15 protein-coding genes, 1 tRNA gene and 1 pseudogene are annotated in these 14,907 nt (G+C 71.0%); 6 read left to right on the plus strand and 11 right to left on the minus strand.

From position 1 onward, the window contains the following. Nucleotides 1-153 precede the first annotated feature (153 nt). On the plus strand, nucleotides 154-447 hold the full coding sequence (locus tag D455_RS0119425) for a GroES family chaperonin (RefSeq protein WP_017572374.1): 294 nt from the start codon (nucleotides 154-156) through the stop codon (nucleotides 445-447). A gap of 57 nt (nucleotides 448-504) precedes the next feature. On the opposite strand, the pseudogene D455_RS35505 reads toward D455_RS0119425, so the two are convergent. Beyond that, nucleotides 505-696, minus strand: a pseudogene (locus tag D455_RS35505) (TetR/AcrR family transcriptional regulator); the annotation flags it as partial. A 193-nt stretch (nucleotides 697-889) separates the two neighbouring features. Between D455_RS35505 and D455_RS0119430 the strand changes: the two are divergent. Next, entirely contained in the window at nucleotides 890-2,029 is a 1,140-nt protein-coding gene (locus tag D455_RS0119430) for an alpha-hydroxy-acid oxidizing protein (RefSeq protein ID WP_017572376.1), read from the plus strand. A 189-nt stretch (nucleotides 2,030-2,218) separates the two neighbouring features. Here D455_RS0119430 and D455_RS0119435 read toward each other — a convergent pair whose 3' ends face one another. After that, complete coding sequence (locus D455_RS0119435; RefSeq protein WP_026122791.1) at nucleotides 2,219-2,644, minus strand: YybH family protein; 426 nt, start codon at nucleotides 2,642-2,644, stop codon at nucleotides 2,219-2,221. Nucleotides 2,645-2,805: 161 nt separating this feature from the next. Further along, the gene (locus tag D455_RS0119440) at nucleotides 2,806-3,846 is read right to left on the minus strand and encodes an FAD-dependent monooxygenase (RefSeq protein ID WP_026122792.1); all 1,041 of its coding nucleotides are present in this window, start codon (nucleotides 3,844-3,846) and stop codon (nucleotides 2,806-2,808) included. A gap of 54 nt (nucleotides 3,847-3,900) precedes the next feature. Between D455_RS0119440 and D455_RS0119445 the strand changes: the two genes are divergently transcribed. Further along, complete coding sequence (locus tag D455_RS0119445) at nucleotides 3,901-4,449, plus strand: TetR/AcrR family transcriptional regulator (RefSeq protein ID WP_017572379.1); 549 nt, start codon at nucleotides 3,901-3,903, stop codon at nucleotides 4,447-4,449. Between the two features lie 79 nt (nucleotides 4,450-4,528). On the opposite strand, the gene D455_RS0119450 is transcribed toward D455_RS0119445, so the two are convergent. Genes D455_RS0119450 through D455_RS0119460 form a run of 3 tightly spaced genes read right to left on the minus strand, consistent with a single transcriptional unit; the run spans nucleotide 4,529 to nucleotide 7,634 of the window. Beyond that, nucleotides 4,529-5,422, minus strand: a complete 894-nt coding sequence (locus D455_RS0119450) for a carbohydrate ABC transporter permease (RefSeq protein ID WP_017572380.1) — start codon at nucleotides 5,420-5,422, stop codon at nucleotides 4,529-4,531. After that, complete coding sequence (locus D455_RS0119455) at nucleotides 5,419-6,267, minus strand: carbohydrate ABC transporter permease (protein WP_017572381.1); 849 nt, start codon at nucleotides 6,265-6,267, stop codon at nucleotides 5,419-5,421. Before D455_RS0119455 ends, D455_RS0119450 begins: the two co-directional genes overlap by 4 nt. A gap of 56 nt (nucleotides 6,268-6,323) precedes the next feature. Next, entirely contained in the window at nucleotides 6,324-7,634 is a 1,311-nt protein-coding gene (locus D455_RS0119460) for an ABC transporter substrate-binding protein (RefSeq protein ID WP_017572382.1), read from the minus strand. A gap of 222 nt (nucleotides 7,635-7,856) precedes the next feature. Between D455_RS0119460 and D455_RS0119465 the strand changes: the two genes are divergently transcribed. Then, nucleotides 7,857-8,876: a LacI family DNA-binding transcriptional regulator gene (locus D455_RS0119465; protein WP_040684985.1), complete on the plus strand. Its 1,020-nt coding sequence runs from the start codon at nucleotides 7,857-7,859 to the stop codon at nucleotides 8,874-8,876. Between the two features lie 71 nt (nucleotides 8,877-8,947). Further along, the gene (locus D455_RS0119470) at nucleotides 8,948-10,585 is read left to right on the plus strand and encodes a glycoside hydrolase family 13 protein (protein ID WP_017572384.1); all 1,638 of its coding nucleotides are present in this window, start codon (nucleotides 8,948-8,950) and stop codon (nucleotides 10,583-10,585) included. A 248-nt stretch (nucleotides 10,586-10,833) separates the two neighbouring features. Here D455_RS0119470 and D455_RS0119475 read toward each other — a convergent pair. The 4 genes from D455_RS0119475 to nadD all read right to left on the minus strand — a co-directional run bounded on the left by D455_RS0119475 (nucleotide 10,834) and on the right by nadD (nucleotide 12,712). Then, nucleotides 10,834-10,906: transfer RNA gene (locus D455_RS0119475), tRNA-Ala, on the minus strand. A gap of 78 nt (nucleotides 10,907-10,984) precedes the next feature. Further along, nucleotides 10,985-11,608 (minus strand): histidine phosphatase family protein, encoded by a 624-nt coding sequence (locus D455_RS0119480; protein WP_026122793.1) that lies wholly within the window; start codon nucleotides 11,606-11,608, stop codon nucleotides 10,985-10,987. A gap of 34 nt (nucleotides 11,609-11,642) precedes the next feature. After that, nucleotides 11,643-12,041, minus strand: a complete 399-nt coding sequence (gene rsfS, locus D455_RS0119485) for a ribosome silencing factor (RefSeq protein WP_017572386.1) — start codon at nucleotides 12,039-12,041, stop codon at nucleotides 11,643-11,645. A gap of 17 nt (nucleotides 12,042-12,058) precedes the next feature. Beyond that, nucleotides 12,059-12,712, minus strand: coding sequence for a nicotinate-nucleotide adenylyltransferase (gene nadD, locus D455_RS0119490; protein ID WP_275040900.1), 654 nt, complete (start codon nucleotides 12,710-12,712; stop codon nucleotides 12,059-12,061). Between the two features lie 230 nt (nucleotides 12,713-12,942). Between nadD and D455_RS0119495 the strand changes: the two genes are divergently transcribed. Further along, nucleotides 12,943-13,998, plus strand: a complete 1,056-nt coding sequence (locus D455_RS0119495; protein WP_017572388.1) for a M48 family metallopeptidase — start codon at nucleotides 12,943-12,945, stop codon at nucleotides 13,996-13,998. Nucleotides 13,999-14,065: 67 nt separating this feature from the next. Here the strand turns inward: D455_RS0119495 and D455_RS0119500 are convergent, their stop codons facing one another. Beyond that, nucleotides 14,066-14,797 carry an alpha/beta hydrolase family protein gene (locus D455_RS0119500; RefSeq protein WP_017572389.1) on the minus strand — a complete coding sequence of 244 codons (732 nt, stop codon included), beginning with the start codon at nucleotides 14,795-14,797 and terminating at the stop codon, nucleotides 14,066-14,068. Nucleotides 14,798-14,907 lie beyond the last annotated feature (110 nt).

Consider the following 14,907-nt stretch of genomic DNA (forward strand, 5'->3'; position numbering starts at 1 on the left):
GGTGTGCCGGGCGGTTCCCCCGCTCGGCGATGGAATCACTGTACCGGAGGTTGGGAGTGGGTTGCGACGTCGGGACCGTCGGGTGGACGTGCGGTGTCCGGTTTTCGCGCCGAATACCCTGGAGTGGTGCCCGAATCAAAGCTTGAAATCCAGATGCTCCACGACCGTCTGCTGGTGAAGGCGGTCCCGGACAAGAGCGAGCGGCGCAGCAACGCCGGTCTGGTCATCCCCGACACGGTCAAGCTGGCCACCAGGCTCGCGTGGGGTGAGGTGGTCGGCGCCGGTACCAGTGCCCGCCACGTGAAGACCGGGGACCGCGTGCTCTTCGACCCCGAGGAGCAGGGCGAGGTCGAGTTGAACGGCGAGCGCTACGTGATCCTGCGTGAGCGCGACGTCCACGCCATCGCCAACGAGGCCCCGGAGCGGGGCACCGGCCTCTACCTGTAACCGCCTCCGCCCCGCCGGGCCCGGCCCGGCGGGCCCTCCCACGCGCCGATCCCCGGATCAGGCGCGTTCGTCGTTTCCGGCGGAGTTCGCAACAGCCTTGACCAGCGAGCACACGCACAGGTTGAGGGCCTCGTAGGCGGATGCGCGGACGACGCCCACGTAGGCCCACGCCGCGTAGAGCCCGGACCACAGGAGTTGCTGCGCCCATGTCGGGGTGATCCTGGGGTCGATACCGCCGTCGGCGGGACCACACGGGGTCGGGTGACCCCCGTCACGTGACCGGGCGGTAGCATCCGGTCAGAGCCGGTCGGCGCGAACGGTTCGACGGCCACGAGCCGCGTGTTCCCTCTCCCGTGATCCGTGGCCCGCACCCTCCTTCCGTCCCGTGCGCCGTGCCCCCGCGGCGCCCGTACCCCGGCGCCGCGGCGCCAGCGAGGAATCCATGAGCAACTTCGCCCAGTACCAGGACGGCGTCTACGCCGACGCGACCAACGGACGGCTGCCCCACCTGCCCTACCACCACGACGCGCTACGCGACCTGGCCGAGAGCGCCATGGAGCCGGGCCCGTTCGGGTACGTGGAGGGCGGCGCGGGCCGCGAGCGCACCGCACGCGCCAACGAGGACGCGTTCGCCCGGTACGCGCTGCGCCCGCGCAGCCTGCGCCCAGGTGCGGAGGCGGCGGGAGGTCTGGGGGTCACCCTGTTCGGGAAGGACTATCCCACCCCGTTGCTGACCGCGCCGATCGGTGTGCTGGAGCAGGTACACGAGGAGGCGGAGCTCGCCGTGGCCAGGGGCGCCAACGAACTCGGGGTCCCGGTGGTGCTGTCCACGGCCGCGTCCACACCGATGGAGCGGGTCGCCGAGGCCGCCGACTCGTGGTGGTACCAGCTGTACTGGCCCAGCGACGACGCCCTGGCCGAGTCGTTCGTGCGGCGGGGGGCGGCNACCGCCGACACCAAGCGGCTGGGGTGGCGCCCCCGCGACCTGGCACTGGGACACCTGCCGTTCCTGCGCAGCCAGGGCACCGCGAACTACTTCAGCGACCCGGAGTTCCGCTCCCGGCTCAAGGCCGACCCGGAGCCCGGCGGGGTGTTCACCGAGGCGGTGTTCCACTTCCTGGGCGCGTTCGCCAGCAGGTCGCTGAGCACCGACAACATCGCCCGTATCCGGCGGTGGACGGACCTTCCGGTCCTGGTCAAGGGGATCGTGCGCGGGGACGAGGCCGCCGAACTGGTGGACGCGGGTGTGGACGGGATCGTGGTCAGCAACCACGGCGGCCGGCAGGTCGACAACGCGGTGGCGGCGCTGGACGCCCTGCCCGAGGTGGTGGACGCGGTCGGTGAGCGTGCCACGGTGCTGTTCGACTCCGGTGTGCGTTCGGGCGCCGACGTGGCCGTGGCGATGGCGTTGGGCGCGAAGGCGGTACTGCTGGGGCGGCCGTGGGTGTACGGGCTGGCCGTGGACGGCGCCGCGGGCGTGGAGCACGTGCTGCGCGCGACGCTGGCCGAGTTGCAGATCACCGCCGAGCTGATGGGCAAGGACGTGGCCGACCTGGACGGGAGCGACGTCACGCGCCGCTGACCTCCCTATCCCGGTCCCCGACCCCTGGGAGCGGGGACCGGGGCCTGTCCTCGAACGGAGACTCAGCCCCGGCCGTCCGGTCCGGGCGGCCGTGGGGTCCCCGTGTCGGGGGACGCCCGGACCGGGAGAACGCCGCCCGAAGCGCCCCGGCGGACGACGTGCGGGCCGCGGGAGGCCCCGGGAGGACCGCTACGCGGAGGCCCGGGTGGCGGCGATCCCGAACGGGTTGTCGATGACGTAGCGCCACAGCCCGTCCTCGCCCCGCCGGGCCACGTCGGTGGCGGTACCGCGGATGTCGACATCCCGGCCGTCGGGGCCGTTCCCCCGGATCTCCCAGTCCACGATGAGGAGGGCGGTGTCGCCCGTCACGTGCGTCTGCCGGGGCGTGACGCGGATGGGTACGCCCAGTCCCATGAGGCTGGCGTTGGCGTCGCGCCGGGCCGTGCCGGTCAGCGGGTTCTCCGGGTCCAGGACGAGGAGGCCGTCCTCCTCGTAGACCCTCTCCAGTTGGTCGGGGTCACCGGAGTTGAAGGCGCTGGCGAACACGTGGGGGTGCCGCGCCGCGTCGGTGGTCAGGGGCAGGACGTCCTCGTGCGTGGTGCTGGGGTCGCTCATGGCCACAGCCAAGCAGACTCCTCCGCCTCCCACCAAGTGAGAATCTGCGTCCGGGACCGCGACCCGGTGCTCGACGCCGCCTGAGGTCCGTCGTCTCGGGCGCGCCCCCGGGGAACTCGTGAAGTCCTGCCCGAGGAAGGCCGCGCCGGATGCCGCGGCGCTCAGACGAGGTGTCCGAGGGTGCGCATCAGATGGTTCCTCTGCCTGTCGAGGCGGACGCTGGTGCTCACCCTGTTGAGGACGCGGGAGGCGCGGGCGACCATGCGGGTGGGGCGGTGGCGTCGCCGGTCGTAGCGGGCCAGCGCGTGTTCGACGGTGGGCTCGGTGCCGAGCGCGGCGGCGAGGGCGACCGCGTCGACGACCGACTCGCAGGCGCCGCGCCCCAGGTTGGGCGCCATGGCGTGGGCGGCGTCGCCGATGACCACGTGGCGGCCGCTGACGTAGCTCGCCAGGGCGGGGAGTTCGTACAGCTCGCGCCGGTCCACCGCGGTTCCGGGCAGGGCTTCCAGGACGCGGGTGACCACGGGGTGCCAGCCGCCGTACAGCTCGCGCAGCATCTCCACGGGGTCCTGTCCCTCCCGGCCCCGGAGGAGTTCCGTGCGGAGGGAGGCGAACCAGTTGGTGGTGTGGGCGTCCATGGAGGTCACCCCGAAGAGCATCCCCCTCCCCCAGGTCTCGGTGGCCAGGTCCACCGCTCCGGGGACGGCGCCCCGGTAGGCGACCGTGCCGAGGGGGCGGGGATCGGCCGCCCCGGGGAACGCGGTGCGGCGGACGAGGCTGTGGATCCCGTCGGCGCCCACCACGACGTCGAAGCCCTCGGCGTCGCGGACGTCCGCCTCCGTGACGGGCGTGTTCCAGCGGACGAGTCCGTCGGGGAGTCCTTCGACGAGCACGTCCAACAGGGACGAGCGGGAGATGAGGTGGACCTCCGCCCGCTGGGAGCCGACCGCCGTGAGGGCGCGGCCGGAGGGGGCGGCGATCACACCCAGGCTGGGGCGTCGGGCGCGTTCGCGGACGCGTTCTCCGAGGCCGATCCGGTCGAGCGCGGCCATGCCCTCGCGCCACAGGGACAACGCCCCGCCGATGTCGGGCGGCGATTCCCGGCGTTCGCGGACCTCCACCTCCCAACCCGCGCGCAGCAGTCCTCGGGCCGCCGTGAGTCCGGCGATGCCCCCTCCGACCAACAGTGCTCTTCCACGCATGTCCGACACGCTACTACGATCGTAGTGACATGTCACTACGAATATAGTGAACCCATGTCGCAGAACAGGACCCGGGCCCTCGACGCCGCACTCCGCCTCCTGGGCACCCAGGGACTGCACGCCCTCACGCACGGAAAGGTGGACTCCGCCGCGGGGCTGCCCCGGGGATCGACCTCCAACCACTTCCGCACCCGTGCGGCACTGGTGCGCGGGGTGGTCGAGCGGCTGGAGGAGAGGGACCGGGAACTGTGGGCGGGACTCTACGACGCCTCCCTGGCCGGTCCCGAGCACATGGCCGACGCCGCGATCGGGTTCGTGACCGCCGCGACCACGACCGACCGCGTCCTCACCGTCGCCCGCTACACCCTGGCCATGGAGGGCGCCCACAACCCGGAGGTGCGCGCCTCGCTGGCCCGGGGTTCCGAACTCATCCACGGCTGGACGTCGCGGGCGCTCGCCGACCTGGGCGCGGCCGACCCGGACGCGGCCTCGCGCACCCTCATGGCCTACGCCGACGGGCTCATCATGCGCGGCATCACCCGCCCGGAGATCACCGAACCGCGTGAGCGGGTGCTCCGGGTGATCCGGTCCTGCCTGTCCTGAGCCGGACCCGTGAAGTCGGAGCGGGCCCCGGGTGCGCCCCGGAGCCCGCTCCGTCCTCGTTCCCGGCCCGGGCCCGTACTCAGCCCTTGACGGCGCCCGATGTCAGACCCGCCACGATCCTGCGTTGCAGGACCAGGGCGAAGATGATCAGCGGAATCGAGACCAGGACCGACGCTGCCATGACCTGCCCGATCGGGTTCTCGTAACCGACCCGCTGGAACGTGGCCACGAAGACGGGGACCGTCTGCACGTTCAGGTCGTTCGGGGCGAAGGAGAAGGCCAACAGGAACTCGTTGGTGGCGTACACGAAGGTCAGGATGGCCGCCGCGCCCACGCCCGGTGCCGCCAGCGGCGCCACCACCCGCAGGAAGGCCTGGAAGGGGGTCGCCCCGTCCACCTTCGCCGACTCCTCGATCTCCCGGGGGATGCCCGCGAAGAACGTGGTGAGGACGAAGACCGCCAGCGGCAGGGTCAGTGCCACGTACGGGATGATCATGCCCGCGTAGGAGTTGAGCAGGTTGATCCCCGTCCACTCGTTGAGCTCCAGGTACATCTGGTAGAGCGGGTTGACCAGCGCCACCGGCGGGAACAGCGTCGCGATCAGGGTGGCGCCCAGGATCACGAACTTGCCCGCCAGCGGCAGCCGGGCCAGGGCGTAACCCNCGGCCACCGGAATGCAGACCAGCGTGGTCACCGACGCCACGATCAGCGAGTTGCGCAGCGCGAACTGGAAGCCCTGGTCGAAGATCTCGCGGTAGTTACCGAAGTCGAACGGACCATGGAGGATGTTCGGGTCGGTGATCGCCGCCGCCCCCGACCGCAGGCTGGTCATGCCCATCCACAGGAACGGGAACAGGCACCACAGGAGCACCACGGCGAGCCCGAGGAGCTTGAGGGTGCCGCCCGCCGCCGGATGCATGCGTCGGCGCGGCCTGTGGACCGGCGCGCTCGGCCTCACCGTCTCGGCCGTCATCGCTTCTCCTTCCGCGCCACGTCACCGATCATGTGGCGGCCCATCCGGCTGATGAAGGCCAGGCCGACGAGCATGACGATGACGAACGTGACCGTGGACAGCGCGTTGGCGTAGCCCAGGTCCGGTTCCCGGACCAGGTAGCGCTGCGCGTAGACCGACAGCGTGGCCAGCGAGTTCGAGTAGCCGGTGAACACGTACGCGAAGTCGAACATGCGCATGGCCTCCACCGTGCGGAACAGCAGCGCCACGACGATCGCCGGACGCAACAGCGGCAGGGTGACGGACCAGAACCGCTGGAGCGCGTTGGCCCCGTCCACCCTGGCCGCCTCGTAGTAGTCCTTCGGGATGGTCTGTAGGCCCGCCAGCAGGAGCAGGGCCACGAACGGCGCGGTCTTCCACACGTCGGCGCTGACGACGCCGACCATCGACCAGAAGGGATCGCGCAGCCAGTTGATGTCCGTGCCCAGGACGGCGTTCACGAACCCCGGGTTTCGGTCGAACATGAACCGCCACACCTGCGCGGCCACGGCCGTCGGGATGACCCACGGGATCAGGATGACCGCGCGGGTCAGACCACGTCCGACGAAGGCCTGGTTCATGATCAGCGCGAAGGCCATGCCGATGACGAACTCCAGCGACACCGACGCGACCGTGAACACCAGGGTGTTCCAGACGGCGTTGAGGAAGCCGGGGTCGGTCAGGACCCGGACGTAGTTGTCGATTCCGGTGAACTCCTGGCGGAATCCCTGGATGTCGTAGAGGCTCCTCCCGATCGCGTAGAACACCGGGAAGAGGGCGATCACGGCCATGAAGGCGAACGACGGGGCGAGGAAGACCCGCCCCATCGCACGCTCACCCAGGCCCCTGCCCACGCGGACTGTCTGGGTCGTCGCCATCGGTCCTACTCTTGCTCGAGTGCGTCGTTGGCCGCCTGGTCCACCGCCTCCAGGGCCGGCTGGGGCTCCGCCTGTCCCCGGAAGGCCGGGTGCAGGTGGTCCTGCACGGCCAGGGACAGGGAGTTGTAGCCGGGCACCGGAGGACGGGCCTCGGCCTGGGCGAGGATGTCACCGAGCATCTGGAAGTCGGGGTCCTCGGTGTTCTCGTAGGCGCTCAGCATGGTCGGCGGCAGGCTGTTCCGCATCAGGACGTCCTGCGCCTCGGGGTCGGTGGCCGCCCACAGGACGAACTCGCGGGCCAGTTCCTTGCTGTCGCTCAACGTGCTGACCGCGTTGTTGAGCCCGCCCAGCGCGCTGGTGGTGCCCTCACCGCCGAAGGTGGGCAGCGGGGCGACCGCGAAGTCGTCCACGACCGCGCTCTCCTCGTCCCCCTCGCCCTGGAGGAGCGGAATGGCGTACGGCCAGTTGCGCATGTAGACGGCCTCACCCGCCTGGAACAGTGCGCGCGCGTCGTCCTCGACCATGGTGTCGAAGCCGTCGGCGTAGAAACCGGTCTCGTAGGCCCGGGTCATGAAGTCCAGGGCCGTGGTGGCGGCGTCGCCCTCCAGGAAGGTGCTCCGCTCCTGGGCGTCGTCGAACAGCTGGCCGCCCGCGGACCAGTACAACTCCAGGAAGTTGACGACGAAGCCCTCGTACTGGTCGCCCTGGCCGACGTAGGCGGAGATGCCCGCCTCCTCGGCGGCGGCCGTACCGGTGTCGTAGAGCTCCTCCCAGGTCGTGGGCGGTTCCTCGACGAGGTCGGTGCGGTAGTAGAGGAACGCGCCGTTGGAGGAGTAGGGCAGCGCGTACAGCTCCTGCTGCCACTGGGCGCTGTCGACGGCGCCCTCCAGGCTGACCCCCTCGACCTCGCCGCGCAGGTCCTCCAGGCTCTCGATGTAGCCGTACTCGGCGAACTCACCGGTCCAGATGACGTCCAGGCCCAGGACGTCGAACTCTCCGGCCTGGTTCTGGAGGTCCTGGAACATGGCCTGCCGCTGCTCGTCGGCGGTGGGGGCGAGGAAGAAGATGTCGACCTGCTGGTCGGGGTTCTCCTCGTTCCACAGGCGCGCGACCTCCTCGTGGATCGCGCGGTCCGCTCCGGTGACCGCCCAGACGAAGGCCGGGTCGTCGGAGAGGCCCGCGGTGTCGCCGCCCTCCCCCGCGGTCCCCTCCCCCGGAGGCTCGCCGCACGCGGTGGCGAGGGTGAGGCCCAGCGCGGCGGCACCGGCGGCGAAGACCCTCGCCGTGTACCTCTTCTGGTGTGGAAGCAGTGGCATGACTCTCTCCTTCCGCGCCGGTGGGTGTTCCGGGCGCGCGGCGTCGAGTGTGTCCTGGGTCATCCCCCCGGGGTCGTGCGCAAACGATGCCACCGACTGTGTGACGTAGTCAACAGAGAATGCGTTTCGGCCTGCGCAGTTCACGCGCAGGAACGCCACCCCGTCCACCCACCCTCATGAAAACGTTGCCATAACCCGGGTCACACTCTTACCGTGGACGGCATGCCCAGCCAACCCGCGAGCATGCGGGACGTCGCCCACCGTGCGGGGGTCTCCCTCTCGACGGTCTCCCGCGTGCTGCGCGACGCTCCCGGAGTCGCCCCCGAGGTCCGCCAGCGCGTCCAACGCGCCGCGGACGAACTGTCCTACGTGGTCTCGCGCAACGCCTCCGGCCTGGTCACCGGGCGGACGGGGCGGGTCTCGGTCGTCGTGCCCTTTCTCCGGCCGTGGTTCTTCGGAGCGGCCCTGTCCGGGATCAGCGACGCCCTGCGTGAGGCCGACCTGGACATGCTCGTCTACCAGGTCGGCGAGACCCGTTCCCGGGAGGGCTGGGCCCGCGCCCTGCCCCTGCGGCGCAACACCGACGCCGTGGTCACCGTGTCGATGGACCTGTCCGAGGAGGAGTGCCGCCGGCTGGAGGACGTGGGTGTACCCATGGTGCTGATGGGACAGAAGGTGTCCGGACGGGCCAGCGTGTACATCGACGACCGCGCGGGCACCGCGGGAGCCACCCGGCACCTGCTCAACCTGGGGCACACGCGCGTGGCCTACATCGGTTCCCGTTCGGAGGCGTGGTACAGCACCAGCTCACGGCACCGGCTGGAGGGATACGAGGCGGCCATGGCGGAGGCGGGGCTCTCACCGTGGCCCGTGGTCAAGGCGCCCGGACACACGGGCGGCGAACTGGCCATGGGAGAGCTTCTGTCGGACCACGAACCGCCCACGGCCGTGCTCGCCGAGTTCGACGACATCGCGCTGGGCGCGCACCGCACGCTGCGCCGCGCGGGGGTGCGGGTGCCCGACTCGATCTCCCTCATGGGCTTCGACAACCACGACGCCGCCGCGGTGATGGACCTGACCACCGTCGACCAGGCGCCCTACGACAGCGGCCTGACCGCCGGACGCCTCACCGTGGACATCCTCAACGGAGCGGCGCGGCACACGCACGTGGAGATGCCCACCCAGCTCATCCTGAGGCAGTCCACCGCCGCCCCCAGGACGACGCGCGGCCTGTTCCCCTGAGGTGACCGAAGCCCGGCGCGGCGGCCCGGGCCCGGCTCTCCCCCAGCGACCCAACCTACGGAGGATCCCTCATGCAGCAGCAGTGGTGGCGGGACGCGGTCCTGTACCAGGTCTACCCGCGCAGTTTCGCCGACGCCGACGGGGACGGGGTGGGCGACATCGCGGGGATCACCGCGCACCTGGACCACGTCGCCGACCTGGGCGCGGACGGGATCTGGCTGTCGCCGTTCTACACCTCCCCGTGGGCGGACGGCGGGTACGACGTGGCCGACTTCCGGGACGTGGACCCGCGCCTGGGAACCCTGGAGGACTTCGACGTGATGGTGGAGGCCGCGCACGAGCTGGGCCTGCGGGTGATGGTGGACATCGTGCCCAACCACACCTCCGAGGAGCATCCGTGGTTCAGGGAGGCGCTGGCGGCCGGGCCGGGGTCACCCGAACGCGAGCTGTACGTGTTCCGGGACGGGCGGGGCGCGGACGGTGAGCTGCCGCCGACCAACTGGCGGTCGACGTTCGGCGGTCCGGCGTGGACCCGTGCGGCGGACGGGCAGTGGTACCTGCATCTGTTCGCCCCCGAGCAGCCGGACCTGAACTGGGACGACCCGAGGGTGCGCGAGGAGTTCCGCGGCATCCTGCGGTTCTGGAGCGGGCGCGGGGTGGACGGGTTCCGGATCGACGTGGCGTACGCCCTGGTCAAGGACCTGAGTGAACCACTGCGTGACCTGGTGCCGGTGGACGGCGGCCGGTTCGACGACATCCTGGCCAACCCGGACCATCCGTTCCTGGACCGGCCCGAGGTGCACGAGGTGTACCGGGACTGGCGTCGGGTACTGACCGAGTTCGACCCGCCCCGGGCCACCGTGGGCGAGGTGTGGCTGCCCAGCGACCGGAGGGTGCTGTACACGCGGCCGGACGAACTGGACCAGGCGTTCAACTTCGACTTCCTGCGGACGGCGTGGAACGCCGACGCCTACCGGAGGGTGATCGACTCCTCCATCGCCGACGCCGCCCAGGTGGGGACGGTGCCCACCTGGGTGATCGGCAACCACGACGTGGTGCGCCCCGTGTCGGTGCTGGGGCTGCCTGAGGGCACCGACCAGGGAGCGTGGCTGCTCTCCGACGGGCGGGACCCGGAGCCGGACCTGGAGCTCGGCACGCGACGGGCGCGGGCGCTGGCACTGCTGGAGCTGTCGCTGCCGGGGTCGGCGTACGTGTACCAGGGTGAGGAGTTGGGGCTGCCGGAGGTGGCGGACCTGCCCGCGCGGGCGCTGGAGGACCCGCGGTGGACGCGCAGCGGACACACCGACAAGGGGCGGGACGGGTGCCGGGTTCCGCTGCCGTGGACGAGGGAGGGGACGACGTACGGGTTCGGCCGGGGCGGTGCCGGGCGGGTCGCGTGGCTGCCCCAGCCCGAGGGGTGGGGCGGGTGGTCGGTGGAGGCCCAGTCCGACGACCCGGGTTCCGTGCTCAGCCTGTACCGCCGGGCCCTGGCGCACCGCAGGGAGTTCCGCGCGGACGAGGTCCTGACGTGGGACGACACGCTGAACCGGGGGCCGGTGCTGGCGTACTGGCGGGGCCCGGACGTCCTGGTGCTGGTCAACACGGGCGCGGAGCCGGTGGAACTGCCGACGGGCCGGGTGCTGGTGGCCAGCGCGGAGCTGGACGGGGTGCTTCCGGGGAACACGGCGGTGTGGCTGCGCCGGGAGTGAGGTCCCCTCCAGGAGTACCTGGGCGGGGTCGTCCTGAGCCCGGGGGGTTCGGGGGCTCCTCCAGAGAACACGAAGGACGACCCGGCGAGGAGACCGAAGGCCCGCCCCCGCCACGACCGCGCCGCGAAGCACGACGGCCGAAGGCCGAGCGGCGCACCGGGGGGCTTGGGGGGTCGCCCCCCCAGAGAACACGAAGGACGACCCGGCGAGGAGACCGAAGGCCCCCGAGCAGGGTCGTCCTGAGTCCGTGGAGCTATGGGGATTCGAACCCCAGACCTCCTCCATGCCATGGAGGCGCGCTACCAACTGCGCCATAGCCCCTTGAGGGAGTCGATCGGGCCCGTGCGGTTCCGCCGACTCCCTGAACCATAGCGGAAACCGCCCGGAACGTCGAAACGGCTACGCGTCGTCGCTGAGCACCACCGGCTCGGGAAGGCTGGCCGCGTTGTGCTCCATCAGCCGCCAGTGGTCCCGGCGCCGCTGGAGTACCGACCAGCAGCAGTTGCTGATCGGCCCCAGGATCTCGCGCTGTTCGTCGGGGATCCCCAGCATCCGGGCGATCCCCACCCGCAGGGCGGCCCCGTGGCTGACCACCACGAGCAGCCCCCCGGGAGGCGTCTTGCCCAGCCCGCGCTCGACGGCGGCGTGCATCCGGTCGCCGACCTCGGTGATGCCCTCCCCGTCGGGGATGTCCATCCGCGCGTGTTCGACCGGCCAGCGCTCGGACAGCTCCACCCCGGTCAGCCCCTCCCAGGACCCGCCGAAGCGCTCGCGCAACCCCTTGTCGAAGCCCACACGCACCCCGGAGGCCTGGGACAGGTACCCGGCGGTGTCGGCGGCCCTCCTCAGGTCGGACGCGACGATCACGTCCGGGTTCATGGAGGCGAGCAGTTCCCCCGCCCGCCTGGCCTGGGCGTGGCCGACCCGGTCGAGTTCGATGTCGGTCTGCCCCTGGAAACGGTTCTCCACGTTCCAGGCCGTGCGTCCGTGTCGCCAGAACAGCACACGAGGAGTGTCGCTCACGTGATGTGTCTCTCCGCTCAGCGTGTCGTCGGTGTCAGCCCTCGTCCAGGGGAGTGCGCTCGGTACCGCGCGCGCTCTCGGGGAGGTCGATCTCGGGGCAGTCCTTCCACAGCCGTTCGAGGCCGTAGTAACCGCGCTCCTCCTCGTGCTGGATGTGCACGACGATGTCCGCGTAGTCCAGCAGGACCCAGCGCCCGTCGCGCTCGCCCTCGCGGCGGACCGGTTTGGCTCCGGACTGGACTCGGAGCTGGTCCTCGATCTCGTCGACGATCGAACGGACCTGCCGGTCGTTGGGCGCCGAACACAGTACGAAGGCCTCGGTGATGATCAGCTGCTCGCTGACGTCGTAGGCGATGATCTCCTGGGCGAGCTTGTCGGAGGCGGCTTCCGCCGCGACCCTGACCAGCTCCAGCGCCCTGTCGGTGGCTGTCACGTTGTGTCTGCTGCCTTTCAGCTCTGCCTGTAGAGCCCGGTCTTGTTGATGTAGCGGACGATACCGTCGGGGACCAGGTACCAGATGGGCTCGCCCTTGCGGACCCGTTCCCGGCACTCGGTCGAGGAAATGGCCAGCGCGGGGACCTCCACCAGCGAGACCTTGCCCTCGGGAAGCCCGGAGTCGCTGAGGTGGTGCCCGGGGCGGTTACAGCCTACGAAATGCGCGAGCTCGAAGAGTTCGTCGACGTTGTGCCAGCTCAGGATCGCGCCCAGCGCGTCCGCCCCGGTGATGAAGTACAGCTCCACCTCCGGCCCGTACTTGGCTCGCATCTCGCGCAGGGTGTCGAGGGTGTAGGTGGGTCCGGAGCGGTCGATCTCCATACGGTCCACCCGGAACTGGGGGTTCTCGGCGGTCGCGATGACCGTCATCAGGTAGCGGTCCTCGGAGGGGGTCACCGTGGCCAGGTCCTTCTGCCAGGGCTGGCCGGTGGGGACGAACACCACCTCGTCGAGCGCGAAGAGGTGGGCGACCTCGCTCGCCGCCACGAGGTGACCGTGGTGGATGGGGTCGAAGGTGCCGCCCATGATGCCGACCTTGGTCGGGCCCGCGCCGCTCCGTCGCGCGGGGGGTGCTTCGTTTCGGGGTGCGCCGGAAGCTGCGTGCGCCACTGTGCGCTCCGTTTCGCCGTGGACGTTGCCGTTGCCGGGATCGGCCAACCGAGAGTAGCCGACGGCGGGCACCACCGCTGTCCCCTTCCTCCCTGTTTGTTCCCTGAACTGGCACAACGATCTCCCCACCGGCTTCCTTCCCCGGACCTCCTCACGGCACCCCGAAATCGCGTCATATCTCGATGCGGAAAACCGTGGCCAAGCGTCATCACGGCGCATAGCATGCCGATATGGCCAACACACCAGACCGCGTACGCGTCCGGCTCTCCGAGATCTCACCCCGTGCCTACGAGCACCCCGCCGACCGTGGCGCCCTGGTGGCGCTGCGCTCGCTGCGCGGGTTCGACGAGGTGTTCAAACGCCTGTCGGGGCTGTTCAACGAACGTGCCCTGCGCCTGATGTTCCTGTCCAGCTCCGTCCGGGTCGGTCCCACCCAGTTCCCCCACGTGTACGACTACGTACGCGACGCCGCCTACGTCCTGGACATGGACGAGGTGCCCGAGCTCTACATCCAGATGAACCCCCGGCCGAACGCCATGGCGATCGGCAGTCAGCGGCCGTTCATCGTGATGACCACGGGTCTGTTCGAGTTGTTGGACGCCGAGGAGCAGCGCTTCGTCATCGGCCACGAGGTCGGTCACATCCTCAGCGGCCACGCCGTGTACCGCACCATGCTCCTGGCCCTGATCCAGCTGGCCGCACGTGTGGCGTGGGTGCCGCTGGGCTTCCTCGGGATCCAGGCCATCGTGGCCGCGTTGGAGGAGTGGTACCGCAAGTCCGAGCTGTCCTGCGACCGCGCCGGGATCCTCGCCAGCCAGGACCCCGAGGCGGGCAAGCGCGCCCTGATGAAGATGGCGGGCGGCTCCAAGCTCGTGGAGATGAACCCCGACGCCTTCCTGGAGCAGGCCCGCGAGTACGAGTCCGGCGGCGACGCCCGAGACGGACTGCTCAAGCTGCTCAGCCTGGTGGGCCAGACCCATCCGTTCGCGGTGGTGCGCCTGGCCGAACTGCACCGGTGGATCGAGGAGGGCTCCTACCAGCGCATCCTCAACGGCGACTACCCGCGCCGCTCCTCCGACCGCGACGCGAAGGTCGGCGAGGAGGCGCGCAACGCCGCCAAGTCCTACAAGGAGGCGTGGGCGCGCTCGGGAGACCCGCTGCTGGGCACCCTGCGCGACGTCGCGGGCAGCGCGGCCAGCGCGGGAGGCAAGGTCTTCGACACCGTCGCCGACCGGTGGCGTAACGGCTCCTCCCGTGGCAACCAGGGGTCCAACGGCTCCTCCTGACCTCAGAGGAGACGGAGGGGGGCGGCCGACGCGGGCCGCCCCCCTGACGTGTGTGGGCCTCCCCGGGTCAGCGCCGCTCGGCGAGGTACTCGCGGACTCCCCTCCACGCGGGATGGGCCGGGTCGATGACCGCGAAGTGGTCGGCTCCCGCCGGTTCGTGGTGGTCCACGGCGTCCCCGGCGGCACGCGCGGCGGCCACGTAGTCGCGGCTGTGCTCGACGGGGACGCGCTGGTCGGCGTCGCCGTGCACGATCAGCTGGGGTACCCCGACCGGCACGCGCAGCACCGGTGAACTGGTCGCGTACAGCTCCGCGGAGGGGTCCGCGCCGAGGAACGGCCCGACCGCGCCCTCTCCCAGCCCCTCCCGGGCGCAGCGTTCCAGGTCGGTGATGGGTGCGAGGGCGACCACGGAGGTCACGGGCGTCCCCGTGTCGAGTGCGTTGAGCAGGGCCAGGTGCCCGCCCGCGGAGTGGCCGACGGACACCACGCGGAACAGGTCGTAGCGCTCGGGCTCGCTCGCGGCGGAACCGACGAGGAACTCCAGGGCACGGCCGACGTCGGCCTGGGTCCGCGGCCAACCGCCGCCGTCCCCTCCGGTGCGGCGGTACTCCACGTTCCAGACCGCCCATCCGTCGGCGGCCAGATCGCGTGCCAGCGGGTCCATGAGACCGGCGTCGAACTGATCGCGCCACCAGCCGCCGTGCAGCAGGACCGCGACGGGCGCGGGCCCCTCACCCTCCGGTTCCCAGCAGTGCGCGATCTGGCTGGGGTGGTCGCCGTAGGCGACGGTGGTTGGCACGCGGTCTCTCCCTCGTCGTCGATCTGGTCGTCCCGTGGGAACACGCGGCGGCGCCGACGGNCGCTGTGTCCGCTCACACCCGTTCCCGTTCTTCGGATGCGCGAACAGGG

It is taken from the genome of Nocardiopsis halotolerans DSM 44410 (genome assembly GCF_000341065.1).
Classification (GTDB): domain Bacteria; phylum Actinomycetota; class Actinomycetes; order Streptosporangiales; family Streptosporangiaceae; genus Nocardiopsis; species Nocardiopsis halotolerans.